Origin of the sequence: Ferrimonas lipolytica, from assembly GCF_012295575.1 — a bacterium.
GTDB classification, from domain to species: domain Bacteria; phylum Pseudomonadota; class Gammaproteobacteria; order Enterobacterales; family Shewanellaceae; genus Ferrimonas; species Ferrimonas lipolytica.
Genome location: NZ_CP051180.1, coordinates 4,097,088 through 4,118,778 on the forward strand (window position 1 = coordinate 4,097,088; position 21,691 = coordinate 4,118,778).

At 47.8% G+C, this 21,691-nt stretch carries 20 protein-coding genes; 13 read left to right on the forward strand and 7 right to left on the reverse strand.

Annotated features, from left to right (window positions below):
- The first annotated feature begins 13 nt into the window (after window positions 1-13).
- Window positions 14-811: a crotonase/enoyl-CoA hydratase family protein gene (locus HER31_RS18600; protein WP_168662979.1), complete on the forward strand. Its 798-nt coding sequence runs from the start codon at window positions 14-16 to the stop codon at window positions 809-811.
- 343 nt (window positions 812-1,154) lie between these two features.
- On the opposite strand, the gene HER31_RS18605 is transcribed toward HER31_RS18600, so the two are convergent.
- From HER31_RS18605 to HER31_RS18615, 3 genes are read right to left on the reverse strand one after another with little or no spacing between them, the layout of a single operon-like run.
- Window positions 1,155-2,534: an NAD(P)(+) transhydrogenase (Re/Si-specific) subunit beta gene (locus HER31_RS18605; protein WP_168662981.1), complete on the reverse strand. Its 1,380-nt coding sequence runs from the start codon at window positions 2,532-2,534 to the stop codon at window positions 1,155-1,157.
- A gap of 6 nt (window positions 2,535-2,540) precedes the next feature.
- A complete protein-coding gene (locus HER31_RS18610) occupies window positions 2,541-2,816 on the reverse strand; it encodes an NAD(P) transhydrogenase subunit alpha part 2 (protein WP_168662983.1) in 276 nt (91 codons plus the stop codon).
- Window position 2,817: 1 nt separating this feature from the next.
- Window positions 2,818-4,008, reverse strand: a complete 1,191-nt coding sequence (locus HER31_RS18615) for an NAD(P) transhydrogenase subunit alpha (protein ID WP_168662985.1) — start codon at window positions 4,006-4,008, stop codon at window positions 2,818-2,820.
- A gap of 284 nt (window positions 4,009-4,292) precedes the next feature.
- On the opposite strand from HER31_RS18615, the gene HER31_RS18620 reads away from it, so the two are divergent.
- Genes HER31_RS18620 through HER31_RS18630 form a run of 3 tightly spaced genes read left to right on the forward strand, consistent with a single transcriptional unit; the run spans window position 4,293 to window position 8,594 of the window.
- Window positions 4,293-6,071, forward strand: coding sequence for an assimilatory sulfite reductase (NADPH) flavoprotein subunit (locus HER31_RS18620; protein WP_168662987.1), 1,779 nt, complete (start codon window positions 4,293-4,295; stop codon window positions 6,069-6,071).
- The gene (cysI, locus tag HER31_RS18625; RefSeq protein WP_168662989.1) at window positions 6,071-7,822 is read left to right on the forward strand and encodes an assimilatory sulfite reductase (NADPH) hemoprotein subunit; all 1,752 of its coding nucleotides are present in this window, start codon (window positions 6,071-6,073) and stop codon (window positions 7,820-7,822) included. The genes HER31_RS18620 and cysI overlap by 1 nt, the downstream gene beginning before the upstream one ends.
- Before the next feature lie 31 nt (window positions 7,823-7,853).
- Window positions 7,854-8,594, forward strand: a complete 741-nt coding sequence (locus HER31_RS18630; RefSeq protein WP_168662991.1) for a phosphoadenylyl-sulfate reductase — start codon at window positions 7,854-7,856, stop codon at window positions 8,592-8,594.
- Between the two features lie 484 nt (window positions 8,595-9,078).
- On the opposite strand, the gene HER31_RS18635 is transcribed toward HER31_RS18630, so the two are convergent.
- Genes HER31_RS18635 through mtnN form a run of 4 tightly spaced genes read right to left on the reverse strand, consistent with a single transcriptional unit; the run spans window position 9,079 to window position 11,932 of the window.
- Window positions 9,079-9,606: an ester cyclase gene (locus tag HER31_RS18635; RefSeq protein ID WP_168662993.1), complete on the reverse strand. Its 528-nt coding sequence runs from the start codon at window positions 9,604-9,606 to the stop codon at window positions 9,079-9,081.
- 5 nt (window positions 9,607-9,611) lie between these two features.
- On the reverse strand, window positions 9,612-10,241 hold the full coding sequence (locus HER31_RS18640; RefSeq protein ID WP_168662995.1) for a trimeric intracellular cation channel family protein: 630 nt from the start codon (window positions 10,239-10,241) through the stop codon (window positions 9,612-9,614).
- A gap of 45 nt (window positions 10,242-10,286) precedes the next feature.
- Window positions 10,287-11,234 (reverse strand): cobalamin biosynthesis protein, encoded by a 948-nt coding sequence (locus HER31_RS18645; RefSeq protein WP_168662997.1) that lies wholly within the window; start codon window positions 11,232-11,234, stop codon window positions 10,287-10,289.
- Window positions 11,234-11,932 (reverse strand): 5'-methylthioadenosine/S-adenosylhomocysteine nucleosidase, encoded by a 699-nt coding sequence (mtnN, locus tag HER31_RS18650; RefSeq protein ID WP_168662999.1) that lies wholly within the window; start codon window positions 11,930-11,932, stop codon window positions 11,234-11,236. Before mtnN ends, HER31_RS18645 begins: the two co-directional genes overlap by 1 nt.
- A gap of 315 nt (window positions 11,933-12,247) precedes the next feature.
- Between mtnN and gltS the strand changes: the two genes are divergently transcribed.
- From gltS to HER31_RS18695, 9 genes are all read left to right on the forward strand, one after another.
- Window positions 12,248-13,480, forward strand: coding sequence for a sodium/glutamate symporter (gene gltS, locus HER31_RS18655; protein WP_168663001.1), 1,233 nt, complete (start codon window positions 12,248-12,250; stop codon window positions 13,478-13,480).
- Window positions 13,481-14,284: 804 nt separating this feature from the next.
- Window positions 14,285-14,461 carry a hypothetical protein gene (locus HER31_RS18660; RefSeq protein ID WP_168663003.1) on the forward strand — a complete coding sequence of 59 codons (177 nt, stop codon included), beginning with the start codon at window positions 14,285-14,287 and terminating at the stop codon, window positions 14,459-14,461.
- A gap of 821 nt (window positions 14,462-15,282) precedes the next feature.
- On the forward strand, window positions 15,283-16,974 hold the full coding sequence (locus HER31_RS18665) for a hypothetical protein (RefSeq protein WP_168663005.1): 1,692 nt from the start codon (window positions 15,283-15,285) through the stop codon (window positions 16,972-16,974).
- A gap of 116 nt (window positions 16,975-17,090) precedes the next feature.
- A complete protein-coding gene (locus HER31_RS18670; protein WP_168663007.1) occupies window positions 17,091-17,465 on the forward strand; it encodes a hypothetical protein in 375 nt (124 codons plus the stop codon).
- Window positions 17,466-17,580: 115 nt separating this feature from the next.
- A complete protein-coding gene (locus tag HER31_RS18675) occupies window positions 17,581-18,327 on the forward strand; it encodes a DUF4145 domain-containing protein (protein ID WP_168663009.1) in 747 nt (248 codons plus the stop codon).
- Between the two features lie 123 nt (window positions 18,328-18,450).
- Window positions 18,451-19,218 carry a serine/threonine-protein kinase gene (locus tag HER31_RS18680; RefSeq protein ID WP_168663011.1) on the forward strand — a complete coding sequence of 256 codons (768 nt, stop codon included), beginning with the start codon at window positions 18,451-18,453 and terminating at the stop codon, window positions 19,216-19,218.
- A 1-nt stretch (window position 19,219) separates the two neighbouring features.
- The gene (locus tag HER31_RS18685; RefSeq protein WP_168663013.1) at window positions 19,220-19,948 is read left to right on the forward strand and encodes a PP2C family protein-serine/threonine phosphatase; all 729 of its coding nucleotides are present in this window, start codon (window positions 19,220-19,222) and stop codon (window positions 19,946-19,948) included.
- Between the two features lie 116 nt (window positions 19,949-20,064).
- Entirely contained in the window at window positions 20,065-20,532 is a 468-nt protein-coding gene (locus HER31_RS18690) for a DUF1643 domain-containing protein (RefSeq protein WP_168663015.1), read from the forward strand.
- Between the two features lie 119 nt (window positions 20,533-20,651).
- Window positions 20,652-21,635: a hypothetical protein gene (locus HER31_RS18695; RefSeq protein WP_168663017.1), complete on the forward strand. Its 984-nt coding sequence runs from the start codon at window positions 20,652-20,654 to the stop codon at window positions 21,633-21,635.
- Window positions 21,636-21,691: the final 56 nt, after the last annotated feature.

The window sequence follows — 21,691 nt, forward strand, 5'->3', positions numbered from 1 at the left end:
CTTCGGAGGGTTCATGGAAGAACGAGTTAAGTTAACGATGGACGGTAACGTCGCCATAGTGACCTTAAACCGGCCAGAGAAACACAACGCAATGGACATGGATATGTTCAATGCGCTGTTAGCCGTTCAAAAGAGGTTGAGCAAGGATCGCAGTCTGCGTGGGGTGATCCTCAACGGCGCCGGTGTCGACTTTTGTAGTGGCATCGATGTCAAATCGATGCTCGGCGATGTCAAAAAGGGCGCTTGGTTTATGTGGAAGTGGTGGCCTCGCAGTGCCAACAAGGCGCAAAAACTGTGTACCGGCTGGCGCGATCTGCCGGTGCCAGTGATGGCGGTGTTGCACGGCAAGGTGTGGGGAGCAGGGGTACAGGTTATCTTGGGCGCAGACTTTCGTTACGGCCAAAGTGACTGCACCATGTCGGTAATGGAGGGACGTTACGGCTTAATCCCTGATATGGGGGGCAACCTAGCGATGCGCGAGCAGATGAACCAAGATCAGGCACTATGGTTGGCCATGAGTGCCGATGTGATTGATGCCAAGCGCAGCTGCGAACTGGGTTTGCTCACCGAGGTCTGTGCCGACCCGATGGCATTGGCGAAGCAGAAGATGGCGGAGCTTTTACAGCGCTCCCCTGATGCCCTTGCTGCGACCAAAAGATTATATCGACGCCACGGCATTCCTCAGTCCGGCAGAATGCTGGCGGAAGAAACCATCAGCCAAGCTCGACTAATAATGGGCAAGAACCAGCGGATTGCGGTGGCACGTTCACAGGGGAAGCAACGTGAGTATCTGCCGCGCAAATCGTGGTAGTCACTATCTAAGCTAAAAGGAATACCCTAGCCAGTAACGGCTTTACCCCGGCGTAATAGCCAGCAACAGTTACTGGTTACACAGCCATAAAGGGCTGTGTCGTAGTTAGCTGTTGAGGTTTATATCAAGCCTTGGGCTGTACCGATTGTGGCGTTTGAACGGGGCTATGTCGCGGTGGCGACGGCACATTTTTGTATGCATTAGGGGGCGCTTCGCCCCCTTGGTATCGCGACTCGCCTAGCCGGTGCTTTAATAGCATTGGCAAGAATAATACTTAGTTAGTACACAGCCATAAAAAACGGGACTCAATTGAGTCCCGTTTTTGCTGCTTATCAAGCTAGGCTTAATCCGCTTCTTTCAAGCTGGCAGTTAGCTCAACAATCGCTTTCTTACCATCGCCAAACAACATCAAGGCGTTGTCTTTAGCAAACAATGGGTTTGGCAAACCAGCAAAGCCAGGGCTGAGGGAACGTTTAACAATAATCACGTTACGAGCCTTGTCCACGTTCAGAATTGGCATGCCATAGATAGGGCTACCTTTGTCTTCACGGGCCATTGGGTTGGTTACATCGTTAGCACCAATTACAATCGCGACATCGGTTTGCTCAAACTGTGGGTTGATCTCATCCATCTCAATCAACTGCTCGTAAGGCACTTCCGCTTCAGCCAGCAATACGTTCATGTGGCCAGGCATACGTCCAGCAACAGGGTGGATGGCGTACTTCACATCGGTACCACGTGCTTCCATTACGTTAGCCAGTTCACGTACCGCGTGCTGCGCTTGTGCCATGGCGAGACCGTATCCTGGAACAATCACAACGCGCTCTGCGGTTTCCAGCATCATCGCGACTTCTTCTGGCGAAGAGGACTTCACTTTACCGGCATATACTTCGTCGGCATCGATCTTCTCGCCGCCTTCCGCCATTACTCCAAACAGTACATTTGGTAACGAGCGGTTCATCGCTTTACACATGATTTGGGTCAGGATAAGGCCCGAAGCACCAACCAGCGAACCAGAGATAATCAATACTGTGTTGCCGCTGATGAAACCGGCGGTAGCTGCAGCAATACCGGAATAGGAGTTCAGCAGGGCGATTACCACTGGCATATCGGCACCACCAATCGGCAGCACCAAAACTAGGCCAAGTGCTATAGCCACCACCACCAGTAGGAAGATCCAGCCGCCACCAGGAGACATAGTGTTAGCCAAAATCAACAGCAGACCAGCAACCACTAAGGCACCGTTGAGGATGGTATTGCCGGGCACCTTGATAGGGTTGCCTGAGAGCAACTCTTTCAGTTTACCGAAGGCGACAAAGGAACCAGAAAGGGTTACTGAACCAATCAGCACGGTGATGCCGATGGACAGCTGCGCTACTGAGTTGTCAGCCATCGACGGGTCAAATACGTTGGCTAAGGCGACGAACAATGATGCACCACCACCGAAGCCATTCAGCGCCGCAACCATCTCTGGCATTGAAGTCATCTGTACGGTACGGGCTAGGTAGGCACCGATGAAGCCACCAATCAGCATACCGACGATAATCCATGAATAGCCAAGGATCTGTTGGTCGAGCAGGGTAACAACCACCGCAATCAACATGGCGATGGAGGACAGCTGGTTACCTTTAACGGCGGTACGCGGCTTGGTTAGATTCTTGATGCCAAGGATAAACAGCACCGCCGCCACCAAGTAGGCGATAGAAACAAAAGTTGGACTCATGACGGCTTACTTCCTTTTAAACATCGCCAACATGCGGTTGGTTACTAGGTAACCGCCCACGACGTTGATAGTGGCCAAGATAACGGCCAAAAAGCCAAGAATGTTTACCAATACACCAGCTCCTGAGCCGGCAGCGAGGATCGCACCAACCAAGGTGATGCCTGAGATGGCATTGGATGCCGACATCAACGGAGTGTGCAGCGTTGGCGGCACCTTGGTGATCAACTCAACGCCGAGAAACAGCGCCACCACAAAAATGGTGATAAGTAATAGTAAATCCATGTTACTTCTCCTCCTCTGCTGCCGCTTCTGGCTCTGCTAGCGGCAGAGCGGGCAGATCTAACAACTCGCGCAGGCGTGCATTGACCACCTCACCTTGATAGCTGACGCAGGTATCGCGAATAATTTCGTCTTCGAAATCCCAGTTCAACCCTTCTGGCGTGGCCATTAGAGTCAATAGGTTGGTTAGGTTGGTGCCAAACATTTGGCTGGCATGGTTTGGCACTGAGGCAGGAACGTTTTTAGGGCCAATAATGGTAACGCCGTGGTGGGAAACGGTTTCACCAGCCACAGTCATAGCGCAGTTGCCGCCGGTTTCAGCGGCCAGATCGACAATGATCGAACCGGGCTTCATCTTGTTGAGCTGCGCTTCGGTAATCAATACCGGCGCTTTACGGCCAGGGATAGCCGCAGTGGTGATAACCACATCTTGCTGTGCCAGTACATCGGCCATCGCCTCTTGTTGGCGGGCAATGAAGTCTGCGCTTTGCTCTTTGGCATAGCCGCCTTTGGTCTCGGTGTTTTCAGCTTCAATATTGAGCTCAACCGGGCGGGCACCTACTGAGAGGATCTGTTCTCGCGCGGCAGGGCGAATATCGTAGGCCTCAACCACACCACCTAAACGTTTGGCGGTGGCACAAGCCTGTAGGCCTGCAACCCCAACGCCCATGATAAATACGCGGGCAGGTTTTAGGGTACCAGCGGCGGTCATCATCATTGGGAACAGCTGCGGCGCACTGGCAGCACCCATCAGTACCGCTTTATAGCCTGCGATAGTGGCGTTGCTTGAGAGCACATCCATGGACTGCGCACGAGTAATACGAGGAACCAGCTCCAAGGCAATGCCGTTGATACCATGTTCGGCTAGGATCTCTGCAACTGCTGGGCTGGCAAGTGGGTCCATCATCGAGATAAAGGTTTGACCTTTAGTCATTTTTGGCAACAGTTGGATTAGAGCATCACCGTGACCGGTGAGGGAGAGCACCACTTCTGCGCCATCAATGGCAGTTTTTAGATCGGCGGCAATGGTTGCGCCAGCAGCTTCATAATCGCTGTCATTGAAGCCAGCTAAAATGCCCGCACCGGTTTCTACGGTGACCGATAAATTCCCTTTTGTCAGTTTACTGACGTTGGCTGGGATCAGCGCGACGCGAGTTTCGCCCGGCTGGATCTCCTTGATCACTGCGATCTTCACAATCAGGTCCTCTGGTTAGTGTTGAGTAACGGCAGAATGCACTGCGGCCCACAAATAGTGGCACAGAGTTTCACACGTAACTTTGATGCTACATAGTGTTACTGCGTATTACTCCCACGATAAGCACAATCGATAAAAACAAACTTACGTTGAATTGGCTGAAATTTAAACGCCTGTTTTAACGCTATATACTCGTTTGTTATAAAAACATTGAATTAAGTATTTTTTCTAACTAGTCGCGCTCCCTAACCTATGTCCATTCACTTAAAGGAGTAGGTAGCAGCATGCTGTTGAAAGAGTTGGAAGCGGGAGCTGGCATGCTGGCGCCAGAACAGATCCAAACCCTGCGCGCATTGACGGCGGAATTATCGCCGATTCAAGCGGCGTGGCTCAGCGGATATTTGGCGGCGGTAGCCAATCAAGGGCAGGACAGTACTGCAGCACCGGCATTAGCCACGGCCAGTGCCACCCAGACAACCTTAACCATCTTGTATGGCAGTCAAACTGGTAATGGCCGCAAGGTGGCGGAACAGTTGGCTGAATTGGGGCGCGCTGAAGGCAGGGTGATTAACCTGCAATCGATGAATGACTACAAGCCAAAGCAGCTAGCCAAAGAGCAGCAACTGCTTTTGGTGGTTAGCACTCATGGTGAAGGCGATCCGCCGGATGACGCCATAGGCTTCCATAAGTTTTTGTTGGGTAAGCGCGCGCCGAAGCTTGATGGAGTTAACTACAGCGTCCTTGCACTAGGGGATAGCAGCTATGAACAGTTTTGCCAAACTGGGCGAGAGCTTGATGAGCGCTTAACCGAGCTTGGTGCCACTCGAGTGGCCGAGCGGGTCGACTGTGATGTAGATTTCCAAGATGCGGCAAGCCTGTGGCAACAAGCGGTGCTGGCGGCGTTACCGCAACCAAGCAGCAACGACGGCGTCGCGGCAACCGCTGAGATTGTGCCAATCGGCGCTAATAACGTTGCGACATTTAATCGCGATAATCCATATGCCGCTGAACTGATCGTCAGTCAAAAGATCACTGGGCGCCAATCCAGTAAAGATATCCGCCATGTTGAGATCGATCTGGCCGATTCCGATATCAGTTATCACCCCGGGGATGCCTTGGGGATCTGGCTTGATAACGATCCGCAGTTGGTAGAACAGATCCTTGAGCAGCTGCAACTAACGGCTGATGACAGTTTGCGTCAACAGTTGCTAACTGAATTTGAACTAACCCTATTACACCCCGGCCTCGTAAAAGGATGGGCTGAGCTAAGTGTCTGTGACGAACTAACAGCGCTGATTGCCGATAGCAAGGCGTTGCGACAGTTCGTCACCAACAATCAGCTGATTGATGTGGTTACTCGATTCCCGGCGCAAGTAACCGCAGCGCAACTGACCAAGCTGCTGCGTAAGTTAACGCCACGACTGTATTCGATTGCGTCGGCGCAGTCCGAGGTTGAAAACGAAGTCCACCTTACCGTGGCTGAAGTTGCCGCTGAGCATGATGGCCAAACTCGGTTAGGCGCCATTAGTGGTGCCCTAGCGCGTCGGCTGGAGTCCGGTGATGAGTTACGGGTGTATATCGAGCCTAACAATCATTTCCGTTTGCCAGAAAACGATGCCACCCCAGTTATCATGATTGGCCCAGGTACCGGTATTGCGCCGTTTCGTAGCTTTATGCAGGAGCGTGACAGCCGTAACGCCAGCGGCGATAACTGGCTGTTCTTCGGCAACCCCACCTTTACCGATGACTTCCTTTATCAGGTGGAGTGGCAGAACTACGTTAAGAGCGGCTTGTTAACCCGCATTGACCTAGCTTTCTCCCGCGATCAAGCCCACAAAATCTACGTACAGGATCGCTTGCGCGAACAAGCAAAGGAGCTGTATGTCTGGCTGGAGCGCGGTGCTCACCTGTATGTCTGTGGTGACGCCACTCGAATGGCAAAAGATGTTGAAACCGCCTTGCTGGCGATTATTGAAGAGCAGGGCCAGCTTGATTCAGAACAAGCGAGTGATTACCTCGAACAACTGCGCCAGAGCAAGCGCTATCAAAAGGATGTGTATTGATGAGCACAGCAACGACAACTACCAACGCCTTGCCAGCAGAATTGGAAGAGTTAGTGGTAAGCGGCAAGTTAGCCGACAACGAACGTATTAAGGGCGACAGCCAGCTGCTTCGAGGTACCATCAGTGAGGATTTGGATGTACCTCTAACCGGTGGTTTCGGCTCAGATAATTTTCAGTTGATCCGCTTTCATGGCATGTATCAGCAAGACGATCGCGACATTCGCGCCGAACGGGCAGAGCAGAAGCTCGAACCGTTGCATACGGTAATGCTGCGTGCTCGTTTACCCGGTGGCGTGATCAGCCCAACCCAGTGGCTGGCTATCGATGATTTTGCTGGTTCGACGACCCACGCTGGCAGTATTCGCCTAACCACCCGTCAGACCTTCCAGTTTCATGGGGTGCTCAAACGAGACATTAAATCGATGCACCAAATGCTTAACCGCATCGGCATCGATTCCATCGCCACCGCAGGTGACGTTAACCGTAACGTCCTATGTACCGCTAACCCAGAACAGTCGGAGCTGCACAGTGAAGCCTACGAGTGGGCTAAGAAGATCTCTGAGCATCTGCTGCCACACACCCGTGCCTACGCCGAGATCTGGCTCGATGGCGAGAAGGTTGAAAGCACCAAAGCAGAGGATGAGCCGATTCTTGGCACTAACTATCTGCCGCGTAAGTTTAAGACCACGGTAGTGGTGCCGCCGCACAACGATGTCGATTTGCACGCTAACGATCTTAACTTTGTTGCCATTGCCGATAACGGCAAACTGGTGGGCTTTAATGTCTTGGTTGGTGGTGGCTTAGCCATGACTCACGGCGATCACGCCACTTACCCACGCACCGCTGATGAGCTGGGCTTTGTGCCGCTGGCAGACACCCTTACCGTTGCCGGTGCAGTAGTGACAACCCAACGCGACTTGGGCAACCGGGTTAATCGTAAGAACGCCAAAACCAAATACACCATCGATCGCATCGGTTTGGATGTGTTTAAGCAGGAGGTGGAGCGCCGTGCTGAGCTGAGCTTCGAACCTATCCGAGCTTACACCTTGACTGGCCGCGGCGATGCGTTTGGCTGGACTGCAGGTATCGATGGCAAACATAACCTCACCCTGTTTATTGAAAATGGCCGCGTGTTTGATTTCCCCAACAAGCCATTGAAAGCCGGTATGGCGGCGATTGCGAAACGTCATAACGGTGAGTTTCGCCTAACCGCTAACCAAAATCTCATTGTTGCTGGGGTTGATAGTGCCGATAAAGACGCGATTGAAACCCTAGCGCGGCAGCACGGCCTGATTGATGACAACCACTCCAATCAACGCAAAAGTGCCATGGCCTGTGTGTCGTTGCCGACCTGTCCATTGGCAATGGCCGAAGCAGAACGGGTACTGCCACAGTACGTTGACCGCTTAGAGGGCTTGCTGGCTAAGCATGGTATTCCTGAAGAAGCGATTATCTTTCGGGTAACCGGTTGTCCCAACGGCTGTGGTCGAGCGATGCTGGCTGAGGTTGGTTTGGTGGGCAAAGGCCCGGGCAAATATAACCTCCATCTCGGTGGTAATTTTAATGGCACCCGCATTCCTAAATTGTACCAAGAGAACATGACTGAAGATGCCCTGTTCGATGAGTTGGACCGTCTGTTTGGCCGCTGGGTATCCGAGCGTAACGACGGCGAGCACTTTGGTGACTTTGTGGTACGCGCCGGTGTGATTGCAGCGGTGGTGGTGCCCAAACTCGATTTTTACGCCGAATGATCTTTGTCATTTTTAGGTAATGGAGGGTGTGATGGTAAGCCACGCATTAACCGCAGTATTAACGGATCCAACCGCACCGAGCAGTCAGGCAACTCTAACCCAGTTAAATCAGGAGCTGGCGGGGATGACCGCGCAGCAACGGATCGGTTGGGGATTAGCAAATTTGCCTGGCAATCACGTCCTTACCTCAAGCTTTGGTGTGCAAGGGGCGTTGATGCTACATCTGGTTACCCAGCAGAAGGCCGATATTCCGGTGGTGTTGACCGATACCGGTTACCTGTTTACGGAAACCTATCAATTTATTGATGAGTTAACCCAACGGCTCGATCTGAATCTACAGATCTTTCGTGCCCCTCAAAGTCCAGCGTGGCAAGAAGCGCGTTTTGGTAAGTTGTGGGAGCAGGGAGAAGAGGGGCTCGATCAGTACAACCGCTTGAACAAAGTGGAACCGATGAAGCAGGCACTGGAGCAGCTGCAAGTGGGCAGTTGGTTTGCAGGGCTGCGTCGACAGCAATCGCAAACCCGCAGTGAATTGCCATTTTTGGAGGTTCGCAGTGGGCGTTTTAAACTGCTGCCGGTGCTGGACTGGCATGCTAAGCAGGTGCACGAGTATCTTACTGAGCATGAGTTGCCCTATCATCCGTTATGGCACCAAGGCTACGCCTCGATTGGTGATACCCATACCTCAAGGCCGATGGTACTGGGGGAGTCGGAAGAGGATACTCGCTTCTTTGGGCTCAAGCGTGAGTGCGGCCTGCACTACGAGATTTAGCCGTTAAAGCAATCACACTGATGCCGCTGGTTAACTAGTTTATTGATCCCCTAACGAGTGTCGTTAGGGGATTTTTTTGGGCTGTGTCGTCGTTAGCTGTTGAGGTTTATATCAAGCCTTCGGTGGTGCCGATTTTGGTGCTTTTAGGGGCGGATGTCGCGGTGGCGACGGCACATTCTTGTATGCATTAGGGGGGCGCTTCGCCCCCTTTGGAATACCCCTTGCCTTAGGTCGCAGTCCAAAACGCGTCGCTTAACTGCTCCAATGCGGCAGAAGAACAATAGCGGTAGTGCTTTATCCTTGTATCGTGACTCGCATCATAAAAGAGGGCTGTCGCCAACTGTTGTTAGCGAGCCAATACGGCAGGCATCAGAGCACCATTGCCGATGCAATCTGCTGGTTGGTTGAACACGCTAATTGAGCCGCGAGCAATGCCATATCTGCATGCTGGGTTGCGCTATATCATCAGTTTGGGCCAAGCCAATTAATCGACCGGATCAATAGGCTCGTAGTGGTACAGCTTTAGCTGTGCTTTCATAGTGGCGTAGTCGAGTATGTCGACATGTTCATCGATTCGTTGCTCATCAACATCTACGTCCAGCATGGTGACGCCGGGGATAGTGAGAGTAATAAGCTTACCCGGCATGCCAAACAGATCACCGCGGGCTTGGTAGTAATAGCTGCCAATCATCACTACCTCCGAGCCTTTAAAGAACTGGTGGTCGATAACAAAGGCGTAGCTTTCGGTGTAGGTATGCACCCGTTTAAGAAACATTAAGATATCGCGGGTGCCGGTAACGTCTTTACCGGCCATTTCATCTTTGAATTTGGTTTCTCGATGCAGCATCCGCCTCAGGGTGCGAAAGTTGCGTTCAGTCAGGGCGTTGATGTAACGATTGGCAAGCTCCAACTCTGGCGCCTGTGTTGGCTCCTCTGGCGGCCCTTGCTCTTCTGCAACGGCACCTGCTGCAATCAACAGTGACAGCGTAATAGCGAATAGAAACTTTAGCATTGGCATCATCGTTTGTTATCGCTGTCTAGCGCAAATGCGGGCAGAGAAAGATGGTAGAAAATCGCTACCAGACGCAGCGTTAGGGTGGCAATCATAGCCAGCACCATCGCTGGGATCTGAGCCAGCTCTAAACTGAGGCAGCCGGTATAGACAATGCCGCCAACAATGCAGGCGGTGGCGTAGATCTCGGTACGTAATACCAGCGGTACTTCGCGGCACAATACGTCGCGGATTAAACCTCCGAGCACGCCGGTCATGGTGCCCATCATTACTGCTATCACGGGTTCGGCGCCGTAGCTCAATGCCTTTTGCGCACCAATAACGGTAAATACAGCCAAACCAAAGGCATCCGCCACCTGAAACCAACGGCCACTGAGCTTTCGTGGGCAGCGCACCAGTAGCATCATGGCTGCTGCCGTTAAGCAGATTAGCCAAACGTAGGTGGTATCGGTTATCCAGAACACCGGAGTGGCACCCAAGACCGCATCGCGCACGGTACCGCCGCCAACAGCAGTGACACCAGCGAGCACTAATACCCCAAATGGGTCCATACGTAATCGGCCAGCAGCAAGGGCACCGGAGATCGCGAACACAATGGTTCCAAATAGGTCTGAAAGGTAGATGAAATCGTTCATTGTTGTGTCTAAGTGAGTCAGCAGCCCAGCCAAATTTGCCATTATTTATTGACCTTGATGCCAGAGCCAAGCGATGGCAACGCTACTCAACAGCGGCAGTAACAACCACAGTGTTTGAGCGTAGTTAAGCATACGCTGGGCGCGAATTAAATGAGCTGGTTGTGCTTGAACCGTTGGGCCTAATTTAGGCCGTTCAAGCCGTTTTCCTTGGAGCATCCACGGGCCACTGAGTTGAATACCGAGGCTGCAAGCCAAGCACAGTTGCAGCCATTGTTGATGGCGTCGCTCCCAGCTGCCACGCAGTTGATACCGTAATCGCCACGGCTGCAACACCGAGCCATAGCAACTGAGGCTAACTCCCAGCAAGCCATTTACCGGAATCATCATTAGCGATGCCAGATAAAAGGCGGCGCTGCCAAAGGGCTGCAGTAACGGCTTATCGATATGCCATTGTCGTGCTAACAGGCTACTTAGCCACAATAACAACGCCAACGGCAACCCTGCCAGCAGATACCAAAACACCACGCCGAAGAACTGACTGGCGCGCTGTGCCAGTTGTGCCTCGATGCCCGCTTTGGTTATGCCGATAATGGACAGTTGCTCGGTATCGCGGATCGTCCATTGGCTCAGCTGTGCTCTGGCTTGCTCTTTGTCGCCTTGCTGCAACGGCTGCAGCAGTTTGGCGGCAGTGAAATTACGGCTGGGCAGCAATAGCGCCAGTAACAGTAACTCTAATAGCGGGTGAGACATCGCCAACACCATAATGGCGGCCAGTGGCGCTGAAATCAGTAGCATCGCTAGCAAGCCCGCCACACACCGTTGTTGTGGTGAGCGGCGAGGGTGATGGGTCTTATGCTGTAGCTGCTTGGCCCATTGTTCGACTAACCGCTGCAGATGCAAACGCTGTGGCACTAGCCACGCCAACAGCGATGCTGCAATCAAAATGATGGGTGGCCATAACAGCGGGCCATAGATGCCGAGCATTGCAGCCATTAAGCGTGAAGGCGGTTTACCATCGCCATCACCACGCGAGCAGAGTGCTCACCGGCCTTGATGATGAAGCTGTCAAAATCAACTGCGCCATCGTCGTTGGCGTTATCGCTAATGGCACGGATAACGACAAACGGTACGTTGAACTGATGGCAGGTCTGAGCAATTGCCGCAGCTTCCATTTCACAAGCCGCCATTGCAGGGAAGTGGTTCAACATCACCTTGGTGCGCTCAGGATCAGCAATGAAAGAGTCGCCGGTGCAGATAAGCCCTTCAATAGCGGCAACTTCACCTACTTCAGCAATGCTCTCTTTAGCTACTTCAACCAGCTTAGGCTCTGGCAAAAAGGCAGCAGGCTGGCCTGGCAGTTGACCAATCTCGTAGCCAAATGCGGTTACGTCAACATCATGGTGACGCACCTCTGAGGAGATAACCACGTCGCCGATCTGCAGTTCTTCGGCAAAGCCACCAGCAGAGCCAGTGTTGATAACGTAGTTTGGCTTAAAGCGCTCAATCAGTACCGAGGTGGCAACGGCAGCAGTGACTTTGCCAATACCTGAACGAGTTACGATTACGTCGGTACCGTTCATTTGTCCCTGATAAAACTCAATGCCCGCAACAGTGTCGATGCTGAGGTTGTCGATTTGGCTACGTAGCAGAGAAACCTCTTGCTCCATGGCGCCGATGATGCCGATTTTCATGATATTGAGTCCATATAGTTCAGGGCGATAATTGGCTGACATTCTATCAGTAAATTATCGCTTGAGTGCAGTACGGCAATGGCGTTTTGTTGGCCGCACCTGTGAATGTTTATTTTTCCTGCCAAGATAAAAAAATAGAGCGGCTTAACAGGGCGTTAGTAAGAAAAATTGTGGTTTATTACGGCCAACCGAGGTTAATTCTGTTAATGTTGGGTGTTATAAATGTTGCGTTATATGTATTTAAATTTGTTGCAACTACACTGAGCAATCAGAGCTAGATTGTTATCAATTAACACAGTTACAAGGGAAAGCTGCATGCAGGCTCAAGTCGTCGACGTACCTCCGTTTCTCGCCTTTACGATAGCCATTATGGTGCTGTTCTACGGCAAATATTTAACCACTAAATACGAATTTTTGCGTAAGTACAGTATTCCAGAGCCGGTTGTTGGTGGTTTTGCTTGTGCCGTTGTGGTGGGCATTTTGTACTACGTGTTTGACTACCAATTGATCTTTAAATTGGAAGTGATGGACTGGTTATTAGTCTACTTCTTTACCGGTATCGGCTTACGGGCGGATATTCAAACCCTGCTTAAAGGCGGCCGACCATTACTGCTGCTGCTTATTTTGGCGTCGAGCTACATCGTCATGCAAAACGTGCTGGGGATAAGCGTAGCTGGGTTGTTTGGGTTAGATCCGAAAGCGGGCTTGATGTCTGGCTCAGTGGCATTAACCGGCGGTGTTGGTACCACCATGGCGTGGGCACCTACCTTTGTGCAAGAGCTCGGCATTACCAATGCAACGGAGTTGGGGGTAGCGTCCAATACCTTAGGCTTGATTGGTGCATGTTGTATTGGTGGCCCAATTGCCGCCTATTTGATTAAACGTCATAAGCTCGAAACCAACGTCAGCGACGACCTCACCATTGGTGCCAGCCACCAATCGGAAGCGGCAGGCATCAGCGTTACCTACTTTGGTGTGTTGCGGGCGTGGTTGTGGTTAAACGTATCGATGATGCTTGGTTACAGCTTAAATGAAAGCCTGCAAGCGGCCGGCGTAAAACTGCCATTGTTTGTGGCCTGTCTGTTAGCGGGGATCTTCTTCGGTAACATGGGGCGTTGGTTCTTGAAGAAATTAGATCGTACGACTCTCGATGGTTATGCCGAGGAAGCGGAGCGAGGGCTAACCCTAATCTCTGATATCTGTTTGGGTATGTTCTTAACCATGGCGCTGATGTCGCTGCAGATCTGGAAGCTCGAAGGCAGCTTTGCTTACATCATTACCGTGGTTGGTTTGCAGATCTTGATGTCGGCGATGTTTACCACCTTCGTTGTGTTCCGAGTGATGGGTAAGGATTACGCCGCTGCAGTGATTTGTGCTGGATTTGGTGGGGTAACCCTTGGCTCCACCGCCACCGCTATTGTGAATATGCAGGCAGTAACCCAACAATATGGTGCAGCGCGTCAGGCCTTTATCGTGGTGCCACTGGTGTGTGGTTTCTTCATCGATATCGTAAACGCCATGGTGATCAACTTTATGGTTTATTTCTAACGGCCTCGCCAGCGAATGTTGGTGCAAATGCCAGTCAGTTATCTGACTGGCATTTTTTGTGCCCAATGGTGAAAGTCACGTAGGGGCGGACGCGCCCGACCGTTACCAGTGTTTGCCGCGAATGGCGAAGGCCACGTAGGGGCGGACGTGTCCGACCGTTACCAGTGTTTGCCGCCAATGGCGAAGGTCACGTCGTGGCGAACCTGTCCGACCGTTACCAGTGTTTGCCGCCAAGTCACGTAGGGGCGGACGTGTCCGACCGTTGTCTGTGCTTGCCGCCAAGTCACGTCGTGGCGGACCTGTCCGACCATTGCCTGTGCTTGTTGCCAAGTCACGTCGTGGCGGACGTGTCCGACCATTGCCTGTGCTTGTTGCCAAGTCACGTCGTGGCGGACATGTCCGACCGTTACCAGTGTTTGCCGCCAAGTCACGTAGGGGCGGACATGTCCGACCGTTATCAATGTTTGCCGGCAAGTCACGTCGTGGCGAACCTGTCCGACCGTTGTCTGGGCTTGCCGCCAAGTCACGTAGGGGCGGACATGTCCGACCGTTGTCAATGTTTGCCGCGAATGGCGAAGGCCACGTAGGGGCGGACGTGTCCGACCGTTGTCTGTGTTTACCGCCAAGTCACGTAGGGGCGGACATGTCCGACCGTTGTCAGTGTTTGCCGCCAAGTCACGTAGGGGCGGACATGTCCGACCGTTGCCTGTGCTTGCCGCCAAGTCACGTCGTGGCGGACGTGTCCGACCGTTGCCTGTGCTTGCTGCCAAGTCACGTAGGGGCGGACGTGTCCGACCGTTAACAATGTTTGCCGCCAAGTCACGTCGTGGCGGACGTGTCCGACCGTTACCAGTGTTTGCCGGCAAGTCACGTCGTGGCGAACCTGTCCGACCGTTGCCAGTGTTTGCCGCCAAGTCACGTCGTGGCGGACGTGTCCGACCGTTGCCAATGTTTACCGCCAATGGCGAAGGTCAATCATGATTGCCCCTACCACGCTATGCTGGCCGAGGCGCAAAGCAATAGCTTCAATTTTTACTGCTTATCTAGACTAACGTTACCGTGCTTGTTTTTGGGGAGCCAGTGGCAGAGCGGATAATGGAGTAAGTTGGTACTGTTCCAGTTCAGTAAATGTTTGTTTTGGTTTGAAGAGAATAAATAGTGTTAGAGTAACTTTTTGAAAATTTATTAATTTCTTGCCCGAGCAACAATAGCTGTCTGTAGCAAATTAAAACTGCAGCCATTGGCACTACTTCAACAAGTGGTGATGGCGGAGCTATAGATGAATGGTTTGCCTAGTATTATCACATTCCCAATGTAACAGTCCCTTCTGGGTTGGTAACTGCTCACTTTGTTGGTTGGCTGATGCGATTAAAACTCGCAGTTAGATGTTTTTAATAGGTTATTTATAGGCTCTTATAGCACAACCCTAGAAGCTGTCGCCGAGTTTAGGCTAATCGCTTTATAGGCGTGCGCTTTGAAAATTTACCCTGAGCGCTAATCTCATTTTTGACGCACTAAGCGTTAAACACCAAGCAGTAAGCACCCAGCTCTAAGCAAAACTTGCATAGTTTTATTGCTGTATAAATATACAGGTTAAGCGGCGGGCATGTTTTCTACAAACGCGGGCATCGTATCACGCACAAAAACTGTTTTGGTTATCGATTGGATGTAGTTAAGGTATTGATTTGTAAGTTTAATTTTTAAGATTGGTTTTTTGCTGATTTTTGCAAACTAAGCTTGGGGCATTGTGTGTTACAAGGCCTCGGGCATCATAATAAGCTGTTATACAAATAAGGAGTATTATGCTTCAAATATCAACTGGTAAGTTTTTTGACGATGAAAACATGAGAAAGCATGATGATAAATTTGTATTCTATTCTAATGTCATTTTACCTATCAACTTAGAAACTGTTTCACCATTAATATCTGTTGAGCAAGTAGAGTCAGGATCCGTGAGTTGTTATGTAGTTTCGTATCAATTGATTACCGAAGTAGACCCTATAATAGTTAAATGTGGAAACCAAGATTTTATTGCCCAGTTTATTTTAGCATGGGCATTTTATTTTGATTGTGTGGCAAAAACACAAAAAGAACTGGTACAAAAAATATGCAGGGAAAAGAAAGTTTCAACTTATGATCAAGCAGCAGCTGCCGAAATATCTCCTAAAACTGTAGAATTGGGAAAGCGCATCTCATTGGAAGAAATGAATGCTTTCAAATGTTTCTTAGACTCTTTAATGAATGTCAACAGGTCATGCTATAAATCAACGATAGCAGCAATAAAAATTATCGATGATGCTAAAGAAACGTTATCAATGAATTTTGATTTGGGCTATTCAACTTTAGTTTATGCACTTGAGTCTTTATCCCAAAAGCATGACGGGTATGTCCCAGAATGGAATCATTATGATGATTCCATTCGTAGGAAGATAGAACCAATATTTAATGAGATGGAAGAAGGCCATTCTAATTCGATCAAGGAATCACTGATTGAAGGTAAACAATTTAAACTTAGAAAAAGATTTGAATCATTTATCAACAACAATTTAGATGAACAGTTTTTCAAAGAGTACCTAGGTGAAAATGCCAAAACATTAAGACGATCATATTTACAGCGATGTTTATTAAATCTATACCAACTTAGGTCATCTTTTGTTCATGAATTGAAGCCTCTAGATGTAATGTTAAGTTCCCCACATTCTCCTTTGAGTGACTATATTGTTCGCTTTGGTGAGCCTTATTTCACATTTACAGGTATTAACCGACTAGCCAGAGCTGTAATAATTAATTTTTTAAATAAAAATAGTACTAATGATGTTGAAACTATTTTTTGGACTAGGGAAACTAGTAGCGTAGTTATTGCTGAAATGTGCGCTTCAACATGGATTCATAATCCACAGTCTTTTAATGAGAATAAAATAAATAAGTGGTTTACTGAATACATTAATATGCTTAATCGAAAAAATGTTGTCGAACAGCAGAAAATAATGAATAAAATTAAAGAGGATTTTGATCGCTATAAAAAACCATTTAGATCTCCAGCGATACATTACTATTGGCTATATAATGCAAATCATAATCATAGTGAAAGTAGCTGGCAAAAATTCATGGAAAAACACCATATATATACAGGTAACTCTTTTCACTTTTTTGTTGTTATTGTCTATTTATATAGAAAACTATCATTTTTAAATAATGAGGGTGAAGTCCCTGCAGACCTAGATGATTTTGATACTGCTTATTCTGAATATAATAAAAAGAGATTTCATAAGTCCGGTTTGTCGCTTTCTGCATTTACAGAAGCTGCACTATTATGTGCTGCTGCTAATAATGCTTTAGAAAAAAGAGATTTGTCGCGATTTTCAAAATACCTATCCTTGGCTATCGAAGAATCTGCAAGTAATTTAGAAAATTCAAAATTGATTAGCCAAGCATTAAAAAATCAAGAAGAAGTAGACATTAATAAATATTTTGATGTACAGCAGTCCGTATAATTTGTATAACAAGTTGCTTAAACGGAATAAAAACAGTTGGCCATCGCTTCGCGATTATAGCCAACCATTTTATCCGCTTAGCAAGGCGTTATATTGCTAATGGAGTTAGCATCAAATTGATCCACTTTTCCTTTATTCCGTTAGAAGAATTAAACTCAGGGGTTTTAAACTCACTTGAAGATCGCTATGAACTAGAAGAAGTTTTAACTTTCGAGACTGTTGGGGAGCTTAAAATATTCGTTGACCTTTTAGGTGCTGAACTTGCACAAAGCCCATTTCAAAACCTCCAAGACGTAGACTCATCTTGGTTAATCAACGGTACCCTTAAATCTTTTAGCGAACCAGAATTTGAGCTCTTTTATCAAAAGTGGATAACTTTAACTGGTCGCGATAATACTATGGATGAGTATGGGCAATTAATATGCTTTAATAGTACCGTTGGTAAATTAAACAAAGAAACTCATAAGGTTGTGTTACAAAACGCAATATAACAAGTCACTCAAGCAGGACAAATAACAGTTGGTTTTTGCTCCTTCGTCGCGTATTTTAACCAACTATTATTTGCCTCTTAGTGAGGCGTTATGTTGCATTCCATATGGATTAAGTATGAGACCTGAGTCAGGAAAAGAAAAATTTAAGTGCCCTCATTGCCAAACTTTGGCAACACAAAGGTGGTTCGGGGTTGGAAATGCAAGCAAAATTGCTAAAGATATTCTTCACCATTTTTATCTCGATTACCGCACAGGCTTGGCAGATTACTTTCAAGAGAACATAAAGTCTTTTCTTAAAGATGTAGACCGTGACTTTCAAAGAAGTTTTACTTCATTTGTTCCTAGTGGCTTTTCTTTATCTACATGTTCTTCATGCCAAAATTACTGTTTATGGGTGGATAAAGAGCTGAAATACCCAAAACTTACTTCGCTACCAGCGCCAAATTCTGATTTGGACGATGAGATTAAAGAGCTATATGTTGAAGCCACAAATATTTTAATGGATTCTCCTAAAGGCGCGACCGCATTACTTCGTTTAGCTTTGCAAAAATTATTAAAGCAAGTTGGTAAAAGTGGAAAAAATATAAATTCAGACATTAAAGAGCTAGTGGCAGAAGGATTAAGTCCTAAAATACAACAGGCATTGGATTTATTGCGTGTAATAGGAAATAACGCTGTGCACCCAGGGCAAATTAACTTAGATGATAATTCAGACATCGCACATAAACTTTTCAGTATCTTAAATTTTATTGCTGAAGAATTAATTACAAAACCTAAAGAGTTAGATGAATTATATTCTGGTTTAATTCCTGAAGAGACTCAGGAGCATATCAAACAGCGAGACAAGTCCACAGCAACATAACAAAGCACTAAAGTAGGACGCAAAAAGCATGGCTTGCGTTCGTACCTCACTAATTATAGCCATGCATTTTGCGCCTCTTAGTGGAGCGTTAACCGCTAGGACTTAGCATTAGGGAAGTTTTATATGAATACAGACTATTTAGGTAATGGCGGCTTTGGTGTGGTGGATAGAGTTCAGTTGACAAATGGACAATTTGTGGCCAGAAAAACTCTTCAATTAACAGGTGATCAAAACCAACAAAACGATTTAAGAAGGCGCTTCAAAAGAGAGGTTGAGTATCAAAGTGGCTTTAACCATCCAAATATAGTGAGGATTATAAATTCTGATTTAGACGGGCATCCACCTTCGTTTATGATGCCACTTGCAACATGCCATCTAGGGAATGAAGGTAATGTAGGACTAACTTTTGACTTTGATACAAAAGTACAAGCGTTTTTACAGGTGCTTGATGGCCTAGAGGTATTACATAACCAAGGTCATGCACACCGCGATATTAAGCCAGGTAATATTTTAAGATTTGATAATCAGGATGGCTCCTACCAATATGCGATATCTGACTTTGGGCTAATTTCACCATCAGACAGAAGTAGTACTACTAATATAACTTCTACGTTTGGGGCTATTGGTACAGAAGTCTATATGCCAAGAGAATGCTATTTGAATGGCTTTAGTGTGGCTAACGCTCAATCAGATATCTACTCGTTAGGTGTGCTGCTTCTATTCTTGTTTAAAGAGAATAATGAGACGCTTGGAGTACCTTATGATGAAAGAGAATCGTCAAGTGCATTTGGAGATATTATATCTAAATGCACAAAAAGAGAGCCTGAGAATAGATATGAGTCAATTGCACAACTCAGAGCTGCGTTTATTGATGTAGTGAGGGGGATTTAATATGGAACATCCTATTGAACTAGTGGAGGCAGTCGCATTCTCGCACCCTAAGAACTCTATGAAGGAGAATGAAGATGCCATTTTACCCGCAGTTATAACAAAAAATGCAATATTTATCGCTCTGGCTGATGGTGTTGGTGGCTCTAATGGTGGTAGTACGGCCTCTAAAATAGCAATATCAACTCTAAGAAAAGAAATATTGGACGGTAATGACTACAGCCTAAAAAAAATTTTCCACAAAGTATCTAGAAACATAAATGTTGAGGCTGAAAGGCAAATAGATAAGAAGGATATGGCGACGACACTAGTTGTTTGTAAAATCACCTCCAGCAAGGTTGAAATTGCAAATGTTGGTGACTCAAGAGCTTATGTGATTGAGGGTAATTCAGCAAATAAATTGACAATTGATCATACTAAAAAGCAAGAGTTAATTGATTCTGGTGTTTTTAAAAGTTCTGAGTTAAAGGGGCATCACTCAGAGAATGTACTAACTAACTCGTTGAGAGCAAATAAAGAATTTAAGCTTGATATTAAAACGTATGAGTCTATAAGTGGTTCCATTTTGCTTATGTCAGATGGTGTTTACCAAGCCTTTGATGGCACTAGGATCATTGGAAATCGAGGTGGAGACAACTTGTTGCAAGTTTGTAGTAATCTTAAACAAAGGATACTTAAAAATGGTCCTCAAGATGACTTCTCATTAGTTGCTGTGTGCTTTAAAAGCGGTTAACAAACCAATCAAGTCGGATTCGTAACAGTTGGCTCGTTCCGCTTCGCTGCACAGTTTAGCCAACTTTTACTCACCGCTTATTGCGGCGTTAGGTGCCCAGTCAGTATCGAGGAAAAATGAAAAACACAGCTGAGCTCTCCAAATGTAGAAAATATCGATATGCACTTTGGCGAACTTGGGACTCAGGTAAACCATTCGTGATGTTCATTGGACTTAATCCATCTACAGCCGATGAGACCAATGATGATCCAACTCTAAGACGTTGTATCAACTTCGCTAAGTCATGGGGTTATGGAGGTGTGTGTATGGCTAACTTGTTTGCATTTAGGGCGACAGAACCATCAGTTATGAAAGCCCAAGATGACCCTGTAGGTGTTGCAAATAATGATTGGCTTCTGCGTCTTGCGGACAATGCAGGGATCGTTATTGCTGCGTGGGGTAACGATGGTTCACATCAAAATAGATCAAAAGAAGTGGTCTCATTGCTACCAAATCTGCACTTTCTAAAACTCAACAAGTCTAGTGAACCAGCCCATCCACTTTACTTGTCCGCCAAACTAACCCCTCAGAAATGGGGCATTTAACAAGGCGATCAAAACGGATTCGTAAACGTTGGCTGAACTCGCTTCGCTCAAACATAGCCAACGTTCCCTCACCGCTTAAGCTGGCGTTAAACCGTACACCCAATAAAGGAAATCAACTCATGAGCATAGCCAAACAAAACGTTATCGTTATTTCGCTGTTTGCTTTACTGGTTACAGGTTGTTCACCAACGGCAGATGTTTCATCGAGTAGTAACATTGGTAATTACCAAGGCTCTGCAACTATTACTCAAGGCGCGGCAAAAACCGTTGAGTTATCCCTTTTTGAATGTGAGAGCGGCCGCAGTCGCGTTGCTGCTATTGGTGAGATAGCCGATTCTAACGGCAACCTTTGGACGGTTCCTGCCAGTAATCATTTTGCTACTGCCCCAAAAGCCGTCGATTTATATGAAGAGTGTGCAAACATCACGCCTCAAAGCCTTGCTGAGGTAGATGAAAGCTCAGTGCCTGTTGCGGTTATCGATGCTGATGGCGACGAGGTTACCGGTTATATTTTTGCAGATAACTACTTTGAGTTGTACATCAACGGCACGTTGGTCGCGGTAGACACGGTGCCATTTACACCGTTTAACTCGAGCATCGTCAGGTTTAAAGTTAACAAGCCCTATACGATTGCAGTAAAGGTTATCGACTGGGAAGAAAACCTAGGGTTAGGTACCGAAGATAACCGTGGCAAGGCTTTTCACCCTGGTGACGGCGGCTTTATAGCAAGCTTTAGCGATGGCACCGTTACCGGTGCAGACTGGCAAGCGCAAACGTTCTATACCGCCCCCATTTATGATCTCAGCTGTTTAACTGAAGTTGGCAGCCAGCGCCGCTCTGATGGTTGTACTACAGCTGGTTTAGATAACGGTGAGAGCGCCTACGCCGCCCATTGGCAAACCCCAGCTAATTGGATGGTTCAGGAGTTCGATGCAAGCGCTTGGCCTCGAGCAACGCTGTACTCTGAGGATGAAATTGGCGTGAATAACAAAAAGTCCTACATGAACTTCATTGAAAAATTCAGTGGTGCTGGAGCGAGCTTTATTTGGTCAACTAATGTTGTTCTTGATAATGAAGTTTTGCTGAGATACGAGGTTAAGTAAGCTGCTTTATTGTTTCTATCAATCTTTTGGATGGCTGTGTCGCGGTGGCGACGGCA

Bases quoted from the DNA above. Each gene is read 5' to 3' on its own strand.
- HER31_RS18600 (WP_168662979.1), top strand. From the start codon at position 14: ATGGAAGAACGAGTTAAGTTAACGATGGACGGTAACGTCGCCATAGTG.
- HER31_RS18605 (WP_168662981.1), bottom strand. From the start codon at position 2,534: ATGAGTCCAACTTTTGTTTCTATCGCCTACTTGGTGGCGGCGGTGCTG.
- HER31_RS18610 (WP_168662983.1), bottom strand. From the start codon at position 2,816: ATGGATTTACTATTACTTATCACCATTTTTGTGGTGGCGCTGTTTCTC.
- HER31_RS18620 (WP_168662987.1), top strand. From the start codon at position 4,293: ATGCTGTTGAAAGAGTTGGAAGCGGGAGCTGGCATGCTGGCGCCAGAA.
- cysI (WP_168662989.1), top strand. From the start codon at position 6,071: ATGAGCACAGCAACGACAACTACCAACGCCTTGCCAGCAGAATTGGAA.
- HER31_RS18630 (WP_168662991.1), top strand. From the start codon at position 7,854: ATGGTAAGCCACGCATTAACCGCAGTATTAACGGATCCAACCGCACCG.
- HER31_RS18635 (WP_168662993.1), bottom strand. From the start codon at position 9,606: ATGCTAAAGTTTCTATTCGCTATTACGCTGTCACTGTTGATTGCAGCA.
- HER31_RS18640 (WP_168662995.1), bottom strand. From the start codon at position 10,241: ATGAACGATTTCATCTACCTTTCAGACCTATTTGGAACCATTGTGTTC.
- HER31_RS18645 (WP_168662997.1), bottom strand. From the start codon at position 11,234: ATGGCTGCAATGCTCGGCATCTATGGCCCGCTGTTATGGCCACCCATC.
- mtnN (WP_168662999.1), bottom strand. From the start codon at position 11,932: ATGAAAATCGGCATCATCGGCGCCATGGAGCAAGAGGTTTCTCTGCTA.
- gltS (WP_168663001.1), top strand. From the start codon at position 12,248: ATGCAGGCTCAAGTCGTCGACGTACCTCCGTTTCTCGCCTTTACGATA.
- HER31_RS18660 (WP_168663003.1), top strand. From the start codon at position 14,285: ATGTTTGCCGCCAAGTCACGTCGTGGCGGACGTGTCCGACCGTTACCA.
- HER31_RS18665 (WP_168663005.1), top strand. From the start codon at position 15,283: ATGCTTCAAATATCAACTGGTAAGTTTTTTGACGATGAAAACATGAGA.
- HER31_RS18675 (WP_168663009.1), top strand. From the start codon at position 17,581: ATGAGACCTGAGTCAGGAAAAGAAAAATTTAAGTGCCCTCATTGCCAA.
- HER31_RS18680 (WP_168663011.1), top strand. From the start codon at position 18,451: ATGAATACAGACTATTTAGGTAATGGCGGCTTTGGTGTGGTGGATAGA.
- HER31_RS18685 (WP_168663013.1), top strand. From the start codon at position 19,220: ATGGAACATCCTATTGAACTAGTGGAGGCAGTCGCATTCTCGCACCCT.
- HER31_RS18690 (WP_168663015.1), top strand. From the start codon at position 20,065: ATGAAAAACACAGCTGAGCTCTCCAAATGTAGAAAATATCGATATGCA.
- HER31_RS18695 (WP_168663017.1), top strand. From the start codon at position 20,652: ATGAGCATAGCCAAACAAAACGTTATCGTTATTTCGCTGTTTGCTTTA.